Source organism: Bacillus cereus group sp. BfR-BA-01522 (assembly GCF_022662635.1).
GTDB lineage: Bacteria > Bacillota > Bacilli > Bacillales > Bacillaceae_G > Bacillus_A > Bacillus_A cytotoxicus.
In genome coordinates, this window is record NZ_JAKUDY010000011.1 from 70,430 (window position 1) to 91,237 (window position 20,808).

Here is a 20,808-nt window from a genome sequence, read left to right on the forward strand (position 1 = left end):
GCGGCGGTATGCGTTTTTTTTGTCTTTATAATGAGGGGTTATTATATTTTTTTATGGCTTTTATCTGCTATTTTCGGGCAGTAAGACGACCGTTGCAAGAGTCAGGGAGGAAGCAAAGAAGAGGGGGGCGGGAGTTTTATTGTCTGTAACAACCCGATTGGTGAAGGCTCATAATCAGTAGGGGATGGAGAAAATCCTCATTCATGTAGGTTTCACTTTATAAAAAAGAGAAGGTGAAAACATGTGATGTATGTTTTTTAATCTAAAAGTGCTTGCAGTCAAGCTGGAATAAGAGGGGAGAGATTACATTGTTTTCAGTATTACAAAAGTTAAGATGGTTCTTTAAAGAACATTGGAAGAGGTACAGCATTGCAATTGGAGCACTTTTAATTGTTAATATCGTTGAGATTATTCCTCCGAAAGTGCTTGGTTTAACGATAGATCAAATAAAAACAGGATCTTTAACAAATGGAACGATTCTTGCGTATATTTGGGTTTTATTTGGAGTTACAATCGGTGGATATGTTCTGACCTTTATTTGGCAACATCAATTATTTGGTGGGGCATTTGTACTCGAGAAAACGATGCGTTCAAAATTTATGGGGCATTTGCTGAAAATGACGCCAACCTTTTATCAAAAAAATCGCACAGGTGATCTAATGGCGCGCGCGACGAATGATTTAAAAGCAATCTCCATCACAGCTGGATTCGGGATATTAACGCTCGTTGATTCAAGTTTATATATGCTCACTATTGTATTTATGATGGGGTTTTCCATTAGTTGGCAACTTACATTTGCGGCGCTTATCCCACTTCCGATTATGGCATATGCGATGAATGTATATGGGAAGAAACTGCATGAGAGATTTACAATTGCTCAAGATGCTTTCGGAGATATGAACGATAAAGTACTCGAATCGATTGCTGGTGTACGAGTGATTCGTGCGTATGTTCAAGAAAGGGCAGATCAAGAACGGTTTCAACATTTAGGAGATGATGTGTACGAAAAAAATATGAAAGTAGCTCGCATCGATGCGTTATTCCAGCCAACTGTGAAAATGCTTGTTGGTCTTAGTTACTTAATTGGTTTAGTGTACGGGGCATATCTTGTGTTTCAGACAACAATTACACTAGGTGAGCTCGTTTCGTTTAACGTCTATTTAGGAATGATGATTTGGCCGATGTTTGCAATCGGTGAATTAATTAATGTTATGCAGCGCGGGAATGCTTCATTAGATCGCGTGAATGAGACGTTAGCGTATGAGCCTGATGTGAAAAATCCACAGAACCCACAGATGATTCAGCAACCGAAGCAGATTCAGTTTGATCATGTTTCTTTTTCCTATCCTTCATCAGCAAAAGTAAATTTAAAGCAAGTATCGTTTTCGTTAAAACAAGGAGAGACACTTGGAATTGTTGGGAAAACAGGAAGCGGGAAAACGACGATTGTACGACAGCTTCTTCGTGAATACCCACTTGGAGAAGGAAACATTACCATTTCCAATGTGCCACTTAATCGAATTCCAATTGAAAAAGTACGAAGTTGGATTGGGTATGTCCCACAAGAGCATATTTTATTTTCAAAAACAGCAAGAGAAAATATTTTATTTGGAAATAGAGAAGCGAGCGAAGAGGATCTTTGGAAAGCGATTGAAATTGCTGCGTTTAAAAAGGATTTAGAATTTTTACCTGAAGGTTTAGAAACGCTCGTTGGAGAAAAGGGAGTTTCTTTATCTGGTGGACAAAAACAACGAATTTCGATTGCAAGAGCTGTTATTCAAAATCCGGAAATTTTAATTTTAGATGATTCGTTATCGGCTGTTGATGCGCGAACAGAAGCAGCGATTATTGAAAATATTCGAACGGAGAGAAGCGGAAAAACGACTATTATAACGACGCACCGTTTATCTGCTGTGCAACATGCGGATTGGATTCTTGTTATGGATAACGGTGAGGTCATTGAAGAAGGAACGCATGAACAACTTGTCCAAAATGGAGGATGGTATCGAAAGCAGTTTGAAAGACAGCAAGGTGAAATGATAGAAGGTGGGGTGAAAATATGAGTATTTCCAAGCGATTATTTCAATACGCAATGAAGGTAAAAGGTACGATTTTTGCAGCGCTAGCGATGTTATTTATTTTTGTTATCGCTGAGCTCGCCGGTCCTTTCGTTGCCAAGACGATGATTGATGATCATATTGTTGGAATAGAAAAGCCGTGGTATGAAACAGGAAAGGGCGATGATACCGTTTTCTATAACGGTGCTTACTATAAGCGGAGTGACCGCTTTCAACAAGGCGAGAAAAAGGGAAAAGAAGTTCACGTTATTCAAGTTGGGTTTCAGTACTATTTTGTACCGAGTAAAATGAATCTCGAAGGGTCACGCGTTGTAAAAAATAATATGGTTACCATTCAAAATGGGAAAGCGGTGCAAGTATATAAAGCGAAGCCATTAACAAAAGAGGAAATATACGCGTTTTATAAGCCAGAAATAAAAAGGCTCCTACTGCTTGGTGGTGGATATTTTGCTTTATTAGTTGTTGTATCCTTATTTTCATATGGAAAGCAGTTTTTCTTACAGAAAGCAGCGAATAAAATTATTCAAATGATGAGAGAAGATGTCTTTTCTCATATTCAAACATTGCCGATTCGCTATTTTGATCGTTTGCCAGCTGGGAAAATTGTCTCTCGCGTTACGAATGATACAGAGGCGATTCGTGATTTATATGTAACGGTGCTCGCAACATTTGCTTCCAGTATTATTTATATTATTGGGATTTTCGTGGCGTTATTTTTACTCGATATAAAATTAGCGCTGTTATGTTTACTCATTATCCCCATTTTAATCATTTGGGCGGTTCTTTATCGAAAGTATGCTTCTGTATACAATCATAAAATGCGCTCTCGTTTATCCGATATTAATGGAATGGTCAATGAATCGATTCAAGGGATGACGATGATTCAAGCGTGCCGCCAAGAGCGTGGAACACAACAAGAGTTTGAACAATTAAACAGAGATTATTTTAAATATCAAAATAAAATTTTAAACTTAAATGCAGCAACGTCACATAATTTAGTCGGTGTATTAAGAAATATTGCCTTTACAGGGGTGATTTGGTATTTTGGAGGTGCTTCTTTAAGCGCTGCCGGGATAATTTCTTTAGGAGTTTTATATGCATTTATTGACTACTTAACAAGGCTTTTTTCGCCAATTACGAATATGATGAACCAGCTTGCTAACTTAGAACAAGCGCGCGTTGCTTCAGAGCGAGTCTTTGAATTATTGGAGGAAAAAGGAGAAGTGCTCAAGGAAGAGCGTATTCCGCGCTTATGTGGACATGTGAAATTTGATAATGTGTCATTTTCTTATAATGGAAAAGACGACGTGCTACAAAACATTTCCTTTGAAGCAAGGCAAGGTGAGACGGTAGCGTTTGTCGGCCATACTGGATCCGGAAAGAGTTCGATTATGAACGTACTGTTTCAATTTTATGAGTTTCAAAAAGGGAAGCTTACGATTGATGGTCACGATGTGAAGCAGATGCCAAAACAGGCGCTTCGTGAACATATGGGTATTGTCTTGCAAGATCCGTTTTTATTTAGTGGAACCGTTGCTTCTAATGTAAGCTTGGAAAATCCAAACATTTCAAAGGAGCGGATTATAAAAGCATTGCGAGACGTTGGTGCTGAGCGATTTGCGAATCATATAGATGAAGAAATTACAGAAAAAGGGAGTACGCTTTCGGCTGGGGAACGTCAATTAATATCATTTGCGCGTGCATTAGCTTTTGATCCAGCTATTTTAATTTTAGATGAGGCAACTTCTAGTATTGATACGGAGACAGAAGCGATGATTCAAAGGGCATTAGAAGTAGTAAAACAAGGAAGAACGACTTTTATTATTGCCCACCGCCTGTCGACGATTAAAAGTGCAGACCAAATTATTGTGCTAGATCGCGGCCGAATTCTTGAAAAAGGTTCGCACGATGAACTCATGAAACAACGAGGGCGCTATTATGAAATGTACAAAACACAATTAGAAGGAAGTCAAAGTGCTTAAATTTCAAAGAGTATTTATCACGCTTTCTATTCCTTATGATATGTTGAAGGAGCTTGCTTCTGTAGTAAGCTCTTTTTTTAATAGAGAAAAAGGTGTGGATTTTGTCGACTGGTCGGTATGAGATGAAGAAATCTTATATCTTATTTGTATTGCTTTTTCTTTTTTAGATGAAAAAGAGAATTTTTTTGTATAGAGAGAAGAGGTATTGTTTTACCTTCGTTATAATTAATGCTATATTAAAAAATGTTACTTATTTTTTGTGTGTAATATGTGTTTTTTGTTTGATTATGAAGAAAAAGGATACACTAATGACGAACATTTTCATTGAAAAATTGTTCAAGATTGCATACAATCAATATAGTTTTTTAAAATTCCTATCAGAATACTTGGAGGATTAGATCATGAAGAAATTATTTTCAGTGCTTGCGGTAGCTACTTTAGCAGTTGGGATTGTGGCAGGCTGTGGCAAAGAAGAGAAAAAAGATACAGCTAGTCAAGATGCATTACAAAAAATTAAACAAAGCGGTGAACTTGTAATTGGTACAGAAGGTACATACCCACCATTTACATTCCATGATACGAGTAATAAATTAACTGGATTTGACGTTGAACTATCAGAAGAAGTTGCAAAGCGTTTAGGTGTAAAGCCTGTCTTTAAAGAAACGCAATGGGATAGCTTGCTTGCAGGTTTAGATGCAAAACGCTTTGATATGGTGGCGAATGAAGTAGGAATTCGCGAGGACCGCCAAAAGAAATATGATTTCTCTAACCCATATGTTTCTTCTTCAGCGGCGTTAGTTATTGCGAAAGATAAAGATAAGCCAGCTACATTCACCGATGTGAAAGGGCTAAAAGCGGCGCAATCTTTAACAAGTAACTACGCGGACATCGCTAAGAAAAATGGCGCAGAAATCGTCGGTGTAGAAGGATTTAGCCAAGCTGCTGAATTATTAAATTCTGGACGCGTTGATTTCACAATTAATGATAAGTTATCCGTACTGAACTATTTAGAAACGAAAAAAGATGCGAACATTAAAATTGTAGATACAGAAAAAGAAGCATCACAAAGTGGATTTTTATTCCGCAAAGGCAGCGGTAAATTAGTACAAGAAGTAAATAAAGCGTTAGAAGATATGAAAAAAGATGGTACGTATGACAAAATAGCGAAAAAATGGTTCGGTGAAAATGTATCTAAGTAATGTATTCACCCTAGATCGTTTCTCTACGTGGATGGATATTATGCAAGCTTCCTTCATGCCTATGCTGAAGGAAGCCATTTTTACGACAATTCCATTGACAATTATAACATTTATCATCGGTCTCATTTTGGCGACTTTGACGGCACTTGCACGCATTTCAAATAGTCGTATATTACAATGGATTGCTCGTATCTATGTATCTATTATTCGCGGAACACCACTTCTTGTACAATTGTTTCTTATTTTCTATGGTCTTCCAACTTTACAAATCGAAATTGATCCATATACAGCAGCAGTAATTGGATTTTCATTAAACGTTGGTGCATATGCATCTGAAATTATTCGCGCTTCTATTTTGTCCATTCCGAAAGGACAATGGGAAGCAGCTTACACAATGGGTATGACGTACACGCAAGCGTTAAAACGTATTATTTTACCGCAAGCGACGCGCGTATCCATTCCGCCGCTTTCAAACACCTTTATTAGTTTAGTGAAGGATACATCACTTGCTTCCTTAATCTTAGTTACAGAGATGTTTCGAAAAGCGCAGGAAATTGCAGCGATGAACTATGAGTTTTTAATTGTATATTTCGAAGCTGCACTTATGTATTGGGTGATTTGTTTCTTATTATCCATTGTGCAACAAATATTAGAAAAACGTACGGAACGCTATATACTAAAATAATCCTTTCATAAAAGGAGTTTTTATTTTTATGATTTCAATTCAACATTTACAAAAAAGTTTCGGTGAAAATACCGTACTAAAGCATATAGATTTATCCGTTGAAAAAGGTGAAGTTGTTGTCATTATTGGGCCATCTGGTTCTGGTAAAACAACATTTTTACGTTGTTTGAACGTGCTAGAAACACCGAGTGCAGGCATGATTCGCATCGGTAAAAAAGAGTTAGATTTCTCAAAAAAGGTTACAAAGACGGATATTGTTAATCTTCGTATACAAACTGGTATGGTGTTTCAACATCATAACTTATTTCCTCATTTCACAGCGCTTCAAAATGTAATGGAAGGGCTTGTCACAGTGAAAAAGATGGGGAAAGAAGAAGCGAAGAAAAAAGCAGCGTATTTTCTTGAAAAAGTTGGTCTTGGTGGCAAGATGGATTTATATCCATTCCAGCTTTCAGGTGGTCAGCAGCAACGTGTCGGAATTGCACGTGCACTTGCGATGGAGCCGGAGGTGTTACTATTTGATGAACCAACATCAGCGCTAGATCCTGAACTTGTACAAGAGGTCTTAAAAGTAATGAAAGAACTGGCAAAAGAAGGAATGACAATGGTGATTGTCACGCATGAAATGCGCTTTGCTCATCAAATTGCGAAACGGGTGATTTTTATGGACGGCGGTGTGATCGTCGAACAAGGAGATCCAGAAGAAGTATTTACAAATCCGAAAGAAGAACGTACAAAGAAATTTTTACAAATGCTACAGTAGTAAGAAAGGTCTCAAGGCGAATGCCTTGAGACCTTTTTTGCCATATATATTTATTTTTGGAATCCGCCAAGGCTTTGCTCAGCCATTGCAACTAAACGTTTTGTGATTTCGCCACCAACAGAACCGTTTGCACGAGCTGTAGTATCTGCTCCTAATTGTACACCAAATTCTTGAGCGATTTCATATTTCATTTGATCAATTGCAGCTGTTGCTCCTGGTACTACTAGTTGATTTGAAGAATTTTGGTTTGCCATAGGAATATATCCTCCTTAGAGTATAGAAAATTTTGGTTGGATTAGCTGGGATTGAACCAGAGAATCGCCCCGTTCGGCGCTAATCCATTGTTTGAGGTGAATGTATTCATAGTATGGATGTTACCTAGAAAGATATGCGAAATAATAATTTGTAAATTTTGTAAAAAAGAAGTGGGCTGAAAAAAACAGCAAACGTTGTATTTTTAGAAAAGAAGGTCACACTAATGATAAAGATGCCTTAATTGGCGAATGACACGGAGGAATGATGATGATATGTCCACTTTGTAATGCATTAGATGCTCAAACATATTCTTGTCCAACTTGTCAAAATGTACTCCAAGATTATGGAAAAGTTGTGGATTATATAGATGATTACAGCCCCTATATGGATCAAGAGCTATTAACTGCTGTAGATGGTTTAACAGCACAGAATTCTGAGCGCTATTGCACGCATCTGTTTTACTGTGCAACATGTAATATAGATACTGAAATGGTGATCGAACTTCGCGGGGCATACTAACTAAGAGGATACAAATAGGAAATAACATAATAAAAACAGGAGCCATCATAAAGCTCCTGTTTCTTACCGTTCTCGTTTTAAAATGAGCGGAGTGGACGGTAAGTCCGTTTTAGGTAACTCCGTTTCATTTTTTTGCGTCTTTATTTTTGGGAATGCAAAAGCATGTTCAGTCAAATATAAGGCGTATTCATAAAATAATTGTCTCGTTTGCTCGCTTTGTTCTTTTAATTTCTCCTCTTGAAATATACTTCGGCCTGGTTTTGAGTTTGCTTCAAATAACCACGGGTTTTCGTCTTTATCTAAACCAATATCAAAGCCAATCTCGCCAATATTTCCTAAAATATGTTGATCTAAAACAGAGCTGAGCGTTAAGGCAGCATGAGACAATATATTCGTTATTCGAACTTGTTCTGTTGGATCTGCGAAAATTTCGTGTAAAAGTTTCACGTTTCCACCGCTATTCATATGGGTTGTCATGCTACCTCTGCCGGCCACTTTGGCAACAATTGTACTAACTTGCCAATTTCCAAAATGATTTTTATTTGTATGAATGCGAAAATCCATCGGTTGGCCATCAAAACGCAATAAAGGGATGCCTTGCTGCACAATAAATTGCTTTAAGTCATGTCCGCTTAAAATATGGTTCATAAGTGTTTCTAAAGAATTGTACTTTCGAAATTTATTTTGTTCGTTTTGACGATAACGACAATAATATTTGTTTTCTGTTTGCGAATAAAAAATTTGATAAATATTTCGCCCAAAGCTACCATGCATCGGTTTTAAATAGACATACTTATAGGTGGATAAAAATCTTTCTACTTGTTCGAAGTGTTGAAATGATTCTGTTCTAGGTAAGAAAGAAGCAATGTTTTCTTCTTTCATCAGTAGTTTATGAATATCCCATTTGTCAAAAAAACCAGGATTAAACCACGGAATCGTATATTTGGTTTGCAATCGTTTTTTTGCTCGAGCGATAGGTTTATAAGATTCTGCCTTCCTATTTGGTAAGCGATCATAAATGACATTTGGGAATGGAATTGTATGTTGCTCCCATTTTCCTTCCAAAAAGAATAATCCATCAATTGTTTCTTCATCCCAGTCGATATGCTGCGGACCAAATAAAAAAGCGAACGGCTGTAATGTGAAGGATGGCATAAGTAAATCAGTAAAAATAGTGGAACGGCTTCCTAAAGGTGCCATCTTTGATTCAGTGAACCCAGTCGTGAAAATGCCAAGTAACGGACCAAGGATAATCGTTTCCTCTTGCATAAAGGCGTGAATCGTTGGCACTGGGGGAAGCAGAAGATTTTGTGAAAGTTGCTCTCCAATTGTAATTTCATTTGCAAGCGTATAGTGCGTCTCAATATTTGTAAATGAAACGCTGCGAATGCCAAAAGATAGAGATGAAAGGGAACGATTGTTAGAGAATATGTAAGGCAATGTTATCGAATTTGGGTGTTTTTCTGAAATGTGTAGTGTATAGGTTTGTTCTTTCAATGAAATAACCTCCTTTCTTCATTATGGAGTAAAGCGACTAACCCGAAGCGGATTATGAAAGATGTCTTCGGTTAAAGCTTGTTTATAAGGGATAAAGGGAACTTGAATCAGTGGGAGTTTTTTTATCCCCACTGATTATGAACTCTCATCAATCGGGTTGTTACTGTCCTAAAGTTCATAAGCTGGTCTTAGATTCACATGTATAAACCAAATCGCTCCATTTCTGTCCATTATAATAGAAAGTTCCAATTTCCTGCATCTGTGTCATACATAAGACCTGTAATCAATTCAGTGTTTAAATTGATATCAAATAGAGTAAACTGAGCAACAACATTGTAAGAAAGGTATGCTTTTTTAGCGATTTCGGTGTAGTACGTTCATTCATGATAAAGCTTTGACGGGAAAAGTCCGAAAACCAACGAAATCACTCCTTTGCCTATGATGCTAGCAATGAGAAAAGATGTACATAATCAGTAAGTTTTTATATTATTATACTGTTGTCCATATAACGATATGCTATTTTTTCTTAGCTATATACTTGGAGAAACGAAAGGGAGATTATAATGAATGTTTGGCTAAATATGTTAACTACAACAGGATTAGGGGCGATAATTGGCGGATATACGAACCATCTCGCTATTAAAATGTTATTTCGTCCTCATCGTCCGATCTATATTGGAAAATTTCGCGTGCCATTTACACCAGGCTTAATACCGAAGCGTCGCGACGAACTAGCGGTGCAATTAGGAAAAATGGTTGTCGATCATTTATTAACCGCTGAAGGAATTGGAAAGAAATTAACAGATGAAAACTTTCAAAGAGAAATGATACAGTGGGCACAAATCGAGGTTGATAAACTGCTTATGAATGAGCGGTCGTTACGAGATGTGTTAGAAAAATGGGAACTGGCACATGTCGAAGAGAAGGCTGTTTAAGAAATAGAAGAGATGCTTATGAAAAAAGTAGATACATTTGTATCAAAGTATTATACATATACGTGGGAACAAGCTTTACCTCAATTCGTTCATGAGAAAGTGGAAGAAATGATTCCAAAAGCGGCAACGTTTATTTTAACAAGAGGTACTCAATTTTTTGAAAGTGATGAGGGAAAAGCAAGACTGCAAAAAATGATTGATGATTTCTTTGCTTCCCGAGGTACATTATTAAATATAGTCGGGATGTTTTTAGGAAACGTAAGTGTAGTGGATCGTGTGCAGCCGGAAGTGATTAAGTTTTTACAGCAGGAAGGAACGAAGCAACTGTTACGTGATGTTTTACAAAAAGAATGGCAGAAATTTAAAGGAAGAGAAGTGAAAGAATTAGCGTCTTTTATTGAAAAAGAAATGATTGTGAAATACATTGTATCAACAACGAAAACGCGAGATATCGTAAGCGGATTTCTTAATCAATCTGTTCAAAAGATATGTGAACCTGTGCGAACGAACATTGTCGAAACACTGGTACCGAATATAGTGCAAAAAGGATTAACTTGGGGAGTAAATAATACAGCACATATATTGAAAAGATTCCGTCTTGCGGAGGTTGTTCAACAAGAAGTATCTACATTTTCTACAGAAAGATTAGAGGAGCTCGTTTTATCCATTACGAAGAATGAGTTAAAAATGATTACATATTTAGGCGCTTTACTTGGAGGAACAATTGGACTCATGCAAGGTATATTATTGCTTTTCCTTATGTAAGGATTGTAAATAAAGTGAAATTTCTTCACATCTCTTGCATAGTTTGATATTGTAAGAAGGTGCGTATGGAAAAGGGATAGAGCTGAAATAAAGCGCTAACCTGCTAAAGGAGGAAAATAATAATGTCAAAAAATATTCATGATGTAGCATATGGTCTACAAAAAGCAATCGCAGATCATACAGATTTCAAAACGCTAAAAGAAAGCTATGCAAAAGTGCAAGGAGACGCAGATTCAAAGCAATTATTTGATACATTCCGTAACATGCAATTAGAAATTCAACAAAAAATGATGCAAGGTCAAGAAATTACAGAAGAAGATAACAAAAAAGCACAAGAAGTAATCGACTTAATACAGCAAAATGAACACATAAAAAAATTAATGGAAGCAGAACAACGCTTAAATGTTGTAATTGGCGACATTAACAAAATCATCATGAAGCCACTTGAAGAGTTATATAGTGCATATCAAGCATAATAACAGAGACGTCTCCTAAATAAAGGAGGCGTCTTTTTATATAAATAACCATTTGTATATGTTGTAAAATGAATGTTTTCGCTACATCTTATCTTGAAGTAGAATGAAAAAATTAGGAGGGAATCAAAAATAATCAACGGAATTTTTGGTTAATTTCAAAATATTATTATGAATTTTGGGAAAATATCCTCTTATTTACAAATTATATGTATAGTGGAAAAAATTGAATTTGTATCCTATACAGAAAAGGAGATATAATAGTTAAAAATATTTCAAAGTACAAATAAACGGTTTTAAATGAAAAATCTGATAAAAAAGGATTCAAAATGATTTTTTGTCAGCTACAATATGCAATGTCTCCGAATCGATAATGGAAAAAATCCACGATTCGGTTTTTTTATTCGTTTTAATCTTCCCCAGGCTGTTTTGCTATTCGTATGTAGTAGGAAGAGTAGAACAGCTTTGCATTTGTTTAACACTTATGCCTTTTCATATACCGTATAAAGATTTTCCCCTTAATCCTCATTATAAACGTAATTAAATGATATTCATTTAGAAAAAGCAGGCATGTATATAAACAGAAAAGCGATTATTCTTTCTTTTTTTAGAGAGCTTAATTGATACTATGCCGCATGAAATGAAAAAAGATAATGAGGAGAAGTGGAGGAACAAACAATTATATTCAAAAATTAATAAGAAAGAACGTGATGAAATGATAAGAAAAATAAGTAAGAAAAAATTTCAATATTTCATAGTAGTATTTTCTCTCCTTATTAGTGGGTATCTTATACATTTAATTCTCACATATCCTGAGGTTGGTATAAAGCTAAATTCAAACTATATTGTAAGCGAAGTGCATAGATTTACTTGGGCCCATAAGCATGGGATACAAGTAGGAGATAAAATAGAAAAGATAGATGATAAATTGCCGAGTCAGCACTTTACAGTTTCATCCTATCATGCCATTGAACAGGCGAAAAAAATATCTATACAAAAAGATGGGCAGGTAAAAGAATATAACATTCAATATGTTCCTTACAGTAGGCAACTTTTTTACCAGCTATTAATACCAGTTGGATTTTATATTACATGTATTTTTATGGCTCTTTATCTTTTAATATTTGTTCCTAAAACGAATAATAGTATACAAGATTTACTATACTTTTTGATTGCGATGGGAATGAGTTTCATTAGTATTATAGCCGCGCAACGAAAAGATGGAATTGCCTTTATTATCGCTTCTATCTCATTAGTTTCTTCCTTTACCTTCTTTATTAGATTTATGAAATTGTATTTTAAACATAATCAAATTAAATTTTTAACAAGAGAACAATTGAGAATTTTGGATATAATAATGATTGTATTAATTGCAGTAAACATCGTTGTTTATATGAAGTATAATGAAATTTCCGTCATGTTTACAATCGCTTTAAGCATTGCTTTATTTTTATTAACAGGCTACCTTTTAGTAAGGTTTTATTTTAGAAGCAAACATAGTCATCATTTTAAATTTATGAAGGTTATCGTGATGAGCTTTTTTGCATCTGTTATTCCGTTTATTTGTTTATTCTTAATTCCTGATATGATATATGGAAAAGAAATAATCAGTGTTGAAACAATTGGGATTTTCTTTTTGTTTATTCCAATATATATGTTTTATTGGGTGATTTCAGGAGATTTATTTGATGCTAAATTTATGATTCAACGAATTCCATATTATATTATGTTGTCGATTAGTTTTACAGGATTTGTAACTATATTGGGTATTTTTATTTTTAATGATAATGCAGATCATATATTAGATACCATTCGCTTTAGTTGTATTACTTTTATTGCAACAATTTTCTTTTTATTTATAAAAGATTACTTGGATTTTAAATTAAGAAAAAGTTTATATCATCATCAAAAAAATTATCAGTTTAGTTTGTATCGATTTTTATATCAAGCAAAACATGAATATAAATTGTCAAATTTGACTTATAGCATACAAAGAGAATTTTCTGATGTCTTGAAAATGGAAGAGGTATGCTATGTAGAAATGAATAAGGAGAATAAATCTATTCATGTTTTTGAGAGTAAATATGTTCCTCCTCAATCCATATTGGACAGTTTGTTCGATTTCCAATTGGAAACATACAAAGTTGGTTCTATGATGAAGTTGGAAGAACATTTTGGATTTGTTCTTTCTACAACGACAGAAAAAGTGATTATCTTATTGTGCAAAAATAATAAAAAAGAAACGTTAAACTTTGATGAGATTGTTTGGGTTGAGACATTATGTAATTATACAGATTTGCTATTAGAATGTTTGAATCAAATTGAAGACTTATTAAAACAATTACAAGATTTACAAAATATAGAACACCCTCCGATGTGGTTATCCCGACTTCTGTTCAAGTTATCGGAAAAAGAAAGAGCAAATCTTGCAAGCGATATACATGATGGGGTCTTACAAGATCAAATTCGTTTAGTAAGAAAGTTTGAATCTTACAATAAGCATATTCAAGATGAAGAAATGAAACATATACTTCATGAAATAAAAGAACAATTACTCGATCATATTTACATGACTCGAGAAACATGTAATCACTTAAGGCCACCATTTTTATATGAATTAGGAATAAAACAAGCGTTATTAAACTTATTCAAACAAATTAACTTAAAGGCTACTTTCTTTTTTTATTATGATATTCCTGAACATATAGTTGTACCTAGTGCAGAGCATGAACAAGCAATTTACCGGATTATACAGGAACTTCTAAATAATGCTTTGAAACATTCGAAAGCATCGAATGTAAGTATAAAATTATTTCAAAAAGATCAGCAGTTATTTTTAACCTATACAGATAATGGAATAGGGATAGATTTAAAGCATTTTAATTACTCGTATAATACTTTGGGATTGTCAGGAATTATAACGAGAATTCAAAGTATTGATGGGGAAATAACAATAGATTCAAAACCTAACGATGGTTTACAGGTATTTGTGAAATTTTAGGATATGTGATAATGCTAAAGGATAGAGAAAGGATGAAAGTGATGATTTCTGTACTAATAGTAGACGATCATGTAGCTGTAGGTTTGGGAACAAAAGCATTAATTGAGCAATATAATGATATAACAGTTGATGTATTACACGAAAGTGATAAAGTGATAGAAAGACTTCAAAGTAAAACGTATGATGTGTATTTAATTGATTTACAAATGCCGAATATAAATGGTTTGGAGCTTTCTAAGAAAATATTAACAATCCATCCAGAAGCATCTATTTTGATTTTCACTGGATATGATGTGTTATCACATTATAATTTATTAATTGACAATGGAGTTCTTGGTGTATTAAGTAAGACATATTTCGAAGAACAAATTATAGATGCGATTCGGCATGCCGTAAAAAAAGAAGTTGTTTTACCACATCAGCTTATTCAGCAGTTGAGAATTAAAGAGAGTGTATCGAATATAAATGAACAAGAGCAAGTAGAAAATGTAGTTTCCTTAACTGAAGAAGAAAAGAAAATTTTAATTGAAGTAAGTAAAGGAAAAACGAATAGAGAACTGGCTGAAATTTTACATTTAAGTCAAAGAGCTGTAGAGTACAAATTAACTGATATATTTCATAAATTAAAAGTAACTTCTCGAATGACAGCTGTTCAGAGGGCAAAAGAGTTGAAGATAATTGCTTTTCTTGATTTGTAAGAACAGTTTCATAATATTGAGTCGTAAATAGAAAGAAAAAAAGAGATCCTGTTCCAATTTATATGGGGCAAGATCTCTTTTTTATATTTTGCGTGAAGACGCTTTGTTCTCTATCGCAATAAATAGTTCCTATCTGCATAGTTGATATAAAAATGATGAAAAAATCAGAAGTTTCGTATTTTGCGTGGTAACACATAACTTTTTCGGATATGTAATCTCATTTTTCGTTTTATAATTTTCGGATAATTTATATAATAAAATCAAATAAATGGAAAGGGGGGATAGATTGAAAAAAGGAATAAGGCAGCTTAGTAAGATATGTTTAGCCAGTGGGATTATATTGACTCAAGTTAGTACACTCGGTTCTTTTTCAACAATTGCTTATGCGATGACAGAAAATCAAGTATCAGATTTTATAATAAAAGCTGATAAAGATCAGGTAAAGATAAATGAGAACATTGTGCTTACACTAGAAGGCATACATACGCAAGACCAAAAGATCGAAGTAGTATTACCTGATGGCATGAAGTTGAATGAAAAAGAGACAGCGAAGTTAAATGAAAAAAATCCGGCAATTGGAACCATTCAGATGACAGATGAATCGGTTATAAAAATTGAAAGAACATCTGAAGGTGTTGAAGTAGGAAAAGTATTTCTCGTCATTACAGGAAAAGTAGCTGGAGAACATACGATTACAGCAAAAGTACAACGAGAAAACAATGAGATAGAGACAAAGGTTAAAGTGAATGTTTCTGAAAATGCAAAAACAAATCCAAAGAAAATCGTTGAGAAACCTGAAGGGAACGATTTGGGAAAAGTGGAAGAAAGTCAACAAGTAGAATTGAAAGAAAATCTCCAAAAATCTACTGTGCAATCTCAAAATATTCCGGTTCAACAATCAAGTTATTTTAAGGATGCTAAAACAGATGTAATACCTGGCGATAATGCCTTTGTTGCAAGGTTTACTTCAAAAACAAAAGTTATTGTATCAGATGGTATACGGAGTAAGTGGGAAAATCTAATTGTTGATAATTCACATAAAACGGCAGTAGTAACTTTTACAAATGTAGGATACTACAAAGGAAAACCGGTAACATTAAAAGTAACTTTGCGAAATCACAGTTCAGCTGAATCGTGGACTAGTACTGAAGCTTACTTGTTTTTGTATTTGAAATTGGGGAAAGAAGTCGACGGTTCTAAATCTTCAGTAGATATGGAGTATGAATTTTTGGATGAAGAAGGTAATCCATTTCCAATAAAAACATCTTTAAATTATCAAGGTGTAAACCGCGCAAAATATATTACTATTCGTAATTTTAACGAAACAATTAGCAATATGTACGCTTCACAAGATTCACCTATTCAGTATGACATGCTAGATGGTGGAGCATATCGATTTCATTCTGATGTAAAAGAATGGTATGGTGATCCACAGAAACTGACTTTAACTACAAAGGAAGTTACTCATTTAAAAATGCATATAGAGAATCGAGAGTCTACCGAATCTGAAGTAAGATACTTGACAGATTTTTTTCCAAAAGTTGAAACTCCAAAAGTGGATGCACATAATCAATCGTTTCAAGTTGCAAATGACCCCAATATAAGTGCTGAATTTATTCAAACGGTTCCATACTTAAATCAACAAAGGTACATTAAACAATTATCATATCTCTTCACTTCCAATGAAGGAAATCAATATGCAAAGTCAAAATGGATTGTGGAAAATATTCATGGTAAAGATTGCTCAAATTGGTTTACCTTTGAAGAGAATTCAGACGGTACGACGAAAATTGCAGCGAAACCAGAAACATTAAACAATCCAAACTTTTATGATAATGTGTATTTTTTTAAAAAAATATATAACTTTGTAGGAAGTGAAACAAATCCAGTTGATAAGTCAAGGTTAAAGCAAAATAGCATGTATCCGATTGACTTTACTGTGTCCCAAAGTGTTGATGGAAATGTAAATCATGCCAAAGCAAGTGGGACAACTCTTGTTAACTATTTGAGTCAAGTCCAGGTGCAACATATTGACAAAGAAACGAATCAGCCTATTCCAAATGTACAAGATACGGTCGTAGAGGGTATTATCACCGATCCATTCCGTGTGGAGCCGATTGAGATTCCGGGATATCAAGTTGTAAAGAATACCCCGATTACAGGCATATTTTTACCTGAAAATCAAGTATTTACACATATATATGCTCTAGTTAAAGCAACTTTAGAAGCGAATGACTTTTCAACGGTGATAGGAAGTATCCCAACAAATCCAGAAGAATTGAAAACTTTCATCTTAAAAGAAGCAAAAGCCGAAGCCACGGAGTTGCCTAGCAATACAGATATCACCAGTCAAGTGGAAGTAGATAACGGTGGACTGTGCAATCAAATTGGAAGTTATACAGTGACCTTGAGAGTTAAGAATGTGAAGAAAACCATTACCGTAAATGTGATAGGGGGAAACTTGGAATTCATTGAAGTCCCCAAAACAATTGCTTTTGAAAATATTACAATTCCATCTAGAGAAAAAACGGTGAATCGTAGTAACGTGCAAGGCGAGATTGTTGTTTCAGATAAGCGTGAAAATAGAAAAGAGTGGAGCGTATATGTAAAACAAGCGAAACCATTAACTTCGAATGAAAAGGATATATTGCCAGATGCATTAGTATACACTCAAAATGGGGTAGATACTGTACTAAACGATCAAAATTACTTAGTGCATAGTCAAAAGTCATCAGACTATCAAAATGTTCATATTAACTGGAAAGATTCTGAAGGAATTCGGTTAAAAGTTAAGCCAGGTCCGAATGTCAAAGTGAATGAGACGTATCAGGGTGAATTAGAGTGGACCTTAACAGATACTCCAATTTAAAATGATATATCTAATAAGTATTTATTGATATATATCAATTAAAAGGGAGAGAGTAGAATGGTCAAGAAATATATAGTTGCAATGCTATTCATCATCAGTATGCTAATTCCCCTATTTTCCTCTTATGAAACAGTAAGAGCAGAAACAATGCATTCTAAAGCGGGAATTAGATTTTCAAATAGCTATATTCCAAATTCGGTAGTTATACCAGATGGTTCTACGCCGACTGATAATTCGTCTGATAACCAGTTGAATAAGAAGGTACTTCCTAAAACTGGAGGTAATCTATCTATTTCCTTTATATACATGGGAGTGGGAAGTATATTAGTAGCCTTAGCAATTTGGATAGCATTGGCGAAAAGTAACAGGAGAAATAAAAACAAATGTTTCTGTTAAATAAATAAAAAAAACATATTAATGGAGGTAAATTATGAAACTAACAAAAGTAGCATTAGCAGGAGTCGTATCATTTTCGGCAGTATTAGCAGCAGGAGCACCAGCATTTGCAGAAGAAGCAGCAACAATGAAGTCACATACAGATGTGTCATTTACACAAAATGAAAATCCAGTAAATCCAGTAAATCCAGTTAAACCAGGAGAAGATGTAGAGCCAAATGATCCACATGAACAAGGGACAAATGGTCCATTAAGTATTGATTATGTATCTAATTTTCATTTTGGCAAGCAAAAAATGTCAGGGAATGACAAAGTGTATACAGCGCAATTAGATACAGTGAAAGTAAAAGGAGGAGATGAAAAAGGAATACAAATACCAAACTATGTCCAAGTGACAGATGACCGCGGTACAAATAAAGGTTGGAAATTAACAGTAAAACAAGATGCTCAATTTAAAGCAGGGAATAATGAGTTAACTGGTGCAGAACTGAAATTGCATAATCCAGTTGCAAGCTCTACAATTGGGGCGGAATATGCTCCAGAGGTAAAAGAAGTAGCATTAGACCCAAATGGAGCTACACAAGAAGTAGCAATTGCTAAAGAGGGTAAAGGTATGGGGACATGGGTCACTCGTTATGGACAAGATGAAGTAGAAGGTGCAAAAAGTATTACGTTATCTGTACCAGGTGCAGTTGCAAAAGTTAAAGATGAAAAATATGAAACAACATTAACTTGGGCTTTAGAAGATACACCTCAATAAGTTAAAAGATAGATAAGGAGAAAAATAATATGAAACTAACAAAAGTAGCATTAGCAGGAGTCGTATCATTTTCAGCAGTATTAGCAGCAGGAGCACCAGCATTTGCAGAAGAAGCAGCAGCAACAATGAATTCAAAGGCTTTTATCAAATTTCAAGAAAATACGGATCATGTAGATCCAATAAATCCGAATAATCCAGGAGATAATGTGGAGCCGGTTAAGCCGGATGATCCGAACAATCCACATGAACAAGGAACAAATGGTCCATTAAGCATTGACTATGTATCGAATTTCAAATTTGAAGAACAAAAAGCCTCTGGTAATAATGAAGTCTATTATGCAAACTTAGATACAGTTGTTAAGAAAGGTACAAAAGAGACACTAGAAGTACCGAACTATATACAAGTAACCGATAACCGTGGTACAAACAAAGGTTGGAAGTTGACTGTTAAACAAAACGAGCAATTTCAAACTGAGAAAGGTGTAGAGTTAGAAGGAGCTGTTTTAACATTGAAAAACGGAACATTACAATCAGCTTCTGGAAATGCAGCGCCAACAACAAATCAGGAAGGGATCCAATTAACTCCAGGTCAAGCTTCTGATGTTATTACAGCTAAAGAAAACCAAGGTATGGGAACATGGACAAATGCTTTTGGTGCAACAAATGATGAAGCGAAGAAGAGCGTAGAGTTAAGTGTACCAGGTAAAGCAAAAAAAGAAAAAGCTATGTATACAACTTCATTAACTTGGGAGTTAAAAGAGACACCTATGTAATAGTTCTTTATATAGTGGGAATGAGGAAAGGGATAAAGAGGAATTTTCAATTTTTATCTCTTTCTTTATCTATATAAAATAACAAATGTGAGAGGGATATCGTATGAAATGTATGCAGAAAGTAGTAAGTAGCTTACTGGCCATAGTATTTCTGTTGCATGTTACAAATATTACTACACATGCAGCAGAAATGAAATTTGCAGTAACCGCAGTAATTCCAGAGAATCAAATTGATAAAAATCAAAGCTATTTTGACTTAAAAATGAAGCCTGGTCAAAAACAGACTCTTCAAGTACAAATGAAAAATGACACGGATAAGGACGTTATTGTCGAAACATATGCAAATACAGCAATTACGAATAGTAACGGAATTGTAGATTATAGTACAAAAAATCCAAAATTTGACTCCACTCTTAAATTTCCATTTTCTAAAATTGCAAAAGTACAAAAAGAAACAAAAATCCCTGCTAAAAGTACTGTTACATTAGACGTAAATGTTGAAATGCCAAACGAACCATTCGATGGTGTAATATTAGGGGGACTGTATTTTAAAGAAAAAGAAGATGAGAAGATAAAGGGAAAATCTGATAACGTACAGATTAAAAATAAATATGCATATGCAATTGGTGTTGTCTTAAGTGAAACAAACAATGAAGTAAAGCCTAATTTAAAGTTGAATGACATTAAGCCAGGGCAAGTAAATGCACGCAACGTTGTAACAGCGAACTTACAAAATACAAAAGCAGCAATGTTAAAACATTTAACTGTAGATGCAAAAGTATATACGGAAAAAGGGAAAAATATTTTACATGAAACAAAAAAAGAAGATTTACGCATGGCACCAAATTCAAACTTTGACTACGCAATTAGTTGGGAAAACAAAGCGCTAGAGCCTGGAACATATCGTTTAGAAATGAAAGCAACAGATGGCGATCAAAAATGGGAATGGACGAAAAAATTTACAATTGAAGGAGACAAGGCAAAAGAGTTAAACGAAACAGCTGTCGAGGCACAAAAAGATTATACAATGTACTACATTGTAGGCGGTATTGTACTAGTCATTCTCTTATTAATTTTGATGTTCTGGTTAGGAAGACGTTCGCAAAAGAAAAAGCAGTAAAAAATGATATATAAGGCGTTTATGGTGTTGAGACTTCCTT

General features: G+C 34.6%; 16 protein-coding genes and 2 pseudogenes. 15 read left to right on the top strand and 3 right to left on the bottom strand.

The window, feature by feature from the left end; translation table 11 throughout:
• Positions 1 to 308 precede the first annotated feature (308 nt).
• The 5 genes from MR059_RS15820 (at position 309) to MR059_RS15840 (ending at position 6,707) form a co-directional block, all read left to right on the top strand.
• The gene (locus tag MR059_RS15820; protein ID WP_011983787.1) at positions 309 to 2,063 is read left to right on the top strand and encodes an ABC transporter ATP-binding protein; all 1,755 of its coding nucleotides are present in this window, start codon (positions 309 to 311) and stop codon (positions 2,061 to 2,063) included.
• Positions 2,060 to 4,060 (top strand): ABC transporter ATP-binding protein, encoded by a 2,001-nt coding sequence (locus MR059_RS15825; RefSeq protein WP_011983788.1) that lies wholly within the window; start codon positions 2,060 to 2,062, stop codon positions 4,058 to 4,060. Before MR059_RS15820 ends, MR059_RS15825 begins: the two co-directional genes overlap by 4 nt.
• Positions 4,061 to 4,461: 401 nt before the next feature.
• The gene (locus tag MR059_RS15830) at positions 4,462 to 5,259 is read left to right on the top strand and encodes an amino acid ABC transporter substrate-binding protein (RefSeq protein ID WP_011983789.1); all 798 of its coding nucleotides are present in this window, start codon (positions 4,462 to 4,464) and stop codon (positions 5,257 to 5,259) included.
• Between the two features lie 40 nt (positions 5,260 to 5,299).
• Positions 5,300 to 5,944 (top strand): amino acid ABC transporter permease, encoded by a 645-nt coding sequence (locus MR059_RS15835; protein WP_370684819.1) that lies wholly within the window; start codon positions 5,300 to 5,302, stop codon positions 5,942 to 5,944.
• A 28-nt stretch (positions 5,945 to 5,972) separates the two neighbouring features.
• Positions 5,973 to 6,707 (top strand): amino acid ABC transporter ATP-binding protein, encoded by a 735-nt coding sequence (locus MR059_RS15840; protein ID WP_011983791.1) that lies wholly within the window; start codon positions 5,973 to 5,975, stop codon positions 6,705 to 6,707.
• Between the two features lie 50 nt (positions 6,708 to 6,757).
• On the opposite strand, the gene sasP is transcribed toward MR059_RS15840, so the two are convergent.
• A complete protein-coding gene (gene sasP / locus MR059_RS15845; RefSeq protein WP_011983792.1) occupies positions 6,758 to 6,961 on the bottom strand; it encodes a small acid-soluble spore protein, SasP family in 204 nt (67 codons plus the stop codon).
• Between the two features lie 265 nt (positions 6,962 to 7,226).
• On the opposite strand from sasP, the gene MR059_RS15850 reads away from it, so the two are divergent.
• Positions 7,227 to 7,481 (top strand): hypothetical protein, encoded by a 255-nt coding sequence (locus MR059_RS15850; protein ID WP_011983793.1) that lies wholly within the window; start codon positions 7,227 to 7,229, stop codon positions 7,479 to 7,481.
• Between the two features lie 63 nt (positions 7,482 to 7,544).
• Here MR059_RS15850 and MR059_RS15855 read toward each other — a convergent pair whose 3' ends face one another.
• Together MR059_RS15855 and MR059_RS15860 are read right to left on the bottom strand one after the other, a co-directional pair.
• Entirely contained in the window at positions 7,545 to 8,978 is a 1,434-nt protein-coding gene (locus tag MR059_RS15855; RefSeq protein ID WP_011983794.1) for a YheC/YheD family endospore coat-associated protein, read from the bottom strand.
• A 245-nt stretch (positions 8,979 to 9,223) separates the two neighbouring features.
• Positions 9,224 to 9,397: pseudogene (locus tag MR059_RS15860) on the bottom strand (YheC/YheD family protein); the annotation flags it as partial.
• A gap of 144 nt (positions 9,398 to 9,541) precedes the next feature.
• Between MR059_RS15860 and MR059_RS15865 the strand changes: the two are divergent.
• The 9 genes and pseudogenes from MR059_RS15865 (at position 9,542) to MR059_RS15905 (ending at position 20,768) form a co-directional block, all read left to right on the top strand.
• Positions 9,542 to 10,678 (top strand): annotated as a pseudogene (locus tag MR059_RS15865) (DUF445 domain-containing protein).
• Positions 10,679 to 10,800: 122 nt separating this feature from the next.
• Positions 10,801 to 11,154 (top strand): YlbF/YmcA family competence regulator, encoded by a 354-nt coding sequence (locus MR059_RS15870; protein WP_011983796.1) that lies wholly within the window; start codon positions 10,801 to 10,803, stop codon positions 11,152 to 11,154.
• A 712-nt stretch (positions 11,155 to 11,866) separates the two neighbouring features.
• The gene (locus MR059_RS15875) at positions 11,867 to 14,152 is read left to right on the top strand and encodes a sensor histidine kinase (protein WP_041810227.1); all 2,286 of its coding nucleotides are present in this window, start codon (positions 11,867 to 11,869) and stop codon (positions 14,150 to 14,152) included.
• A gap of 41 nt (positions 14,153 to 14,193) precedes the next feature.
• Complete coding sequence (locus tag MR059_RS15880; protein ID WP_041810229.1) at positions 14,194 to 14,850, top strand: response regulator transcription factor; 657 nt, start codon at positions 14,194 to 14,196, stop codon at positions 14,848 to 14,850.
• 286 nt (positions 14,851 to 15,136) lie between these two features.
• On the top strand, positions 15,137 to 17,719 hold the full coding sequence (locus tag MR059_RS15885; protein ID WP_011983799.1) for a MucBP domain-containing protein: 2,583 nt from the start codon (positions 15,137 to 15,139) through the stop codon (positions 17,717 to 17,719).
• A 57-nt stretch (positions 17,720 to 17,776) separates the two neighbouring features.
• Complete coding sequence (locus MR059_RS15890) at positions 17,777 to 18,115, top strand: LPXTG cell wall anchor domain-containing protein (protein ID WP_041809474.1); 339 nt, start codon at positions 17,777 to 17,779, stop codon at positions 18,113 to 18,115.
• A gap of 34 nt (positions 18,116 to 18,149) precedes the next feature.
• Positions 18,150 to 18,875, top strand: a complete 726-nt coding sequence (locus tag MR059_RS15895) for a WxL domain-containing protein (protein ID WP_011983800.1) — start codon at positions 18,150 to 18,152, stop codon at positions 18,873 to 18,875.
• 29 nt (positions 18,876 to 18,904) lie between these two features.
• Positions 18,905 to 19,648: a WxL domain-containing protein gene (locus MR059_RS15900; RefSeq protein ID WP_011983801.1), complete on the top strand. Its 744-nt coding sequence runs from the start codon at positions 18,905 to 18,907 to the stop codon at positions 19,646 to 19,648.
• A gap of 103 nt (positions 19,649 to 19,751) precedes the next feature.
• Positions 19,752 to 20,768, top strand: a complete 1,017-nt coding sequence (locus MR059_RS15905; RefSeq protein WP_011983802.1) for a WxLIP family cell surface protein — start codon at positions 19,752 to 19,754, stop codon at positions 20,766 to 20,768.
• Positions 20,769 to 20,808: the final 40 nt, after the last annotated feature.

Coding starts and splice junctions, on each gene's coding strand:
- MR059_RS15825 (WP_011983788.1), top strand. CDS start 2,060: ATGAGTATTTCCAAGCGATTATTTCAATACGCAATGAAGGTAAAAGGT.
- MR059_RS15830 (WP_011983789.1), top strand. CDS start 4,462: ATGAAGAAATTATTTTCAGTGCTTGCGGTAGCTACTTTAGCAGTTGGG.
- MR059_RS15835 (WP_370684819.1), top strand. CDS start 5,300: ATGCAAGCTTCCTTCATGCCTATGCTGAAGGAAGCCATTTTTACGACA.
- MR059_RS15840 (WP_011983791.1), top strand. CDS start 5,973: ATGATTTCAATTCAACATTTACAAAAAAGTTTCGGTGAAAATACCGTA.
- sasP (WP_011983792.1), bottom strand. CDS start 6,961: ATGGCAAACCAAAATTCTTCAAATCAACTAGTAGTACCAGGAGCAACA.
- MR059_RS15850 (WP_011983793.1), top strand. CDS start 7,227: ATGATGATATGTCCACTTTGTAATGCATTAGATGCTCAAACATATTCT.
- MR059_RS15870 (WP_011983796.1), top strand. CDS start 10,801: ATGTCAAAAAATATTCATGATGTAGCATATGGTCTACAAAAAGCAATC.
- MR059_RS15875 (WP_041810227.1), top strand. CDS start 11,867: ATGATAAGAAAAATAAGTAAGAAAAAATTTCAATATTTCATAGTAGTA.
- MR059_RS15880 (WP_041810229.1), top strand. CDS start 14,194: ATGATTTCTGTACTAATAGTAGACGATCATGTAGCTGTAGGTTTGGGA.
- MR059_RS15890 (WP_041809474.1), top strand. CDS start 17,777: ATGGTCAAGAAATATATAGTTGCAATGCTATTCATCATCAGTATGCTA.
- MR059_RS15895 (WP_011983800.1), top strand. CDS start 18,150: ATGAAACTAACAAAAGTAGCATTAGCAGGAGTCGTATCATTTTCGGCA.
- MR059_RS15900 (WP_011983801.1), top strand. CDS start 18,905: ATGAAACTAACAAAAGTAGCATTAGCAGGAGTCGTATCATTTTCAGCA.
- MR059_RS15905 (WP_011983802.1), top strand. CDS start 19,752: ATGAAATGTATGCAGAAAGTAGTAAGTAGCTTACTGGCCATAGTATTT.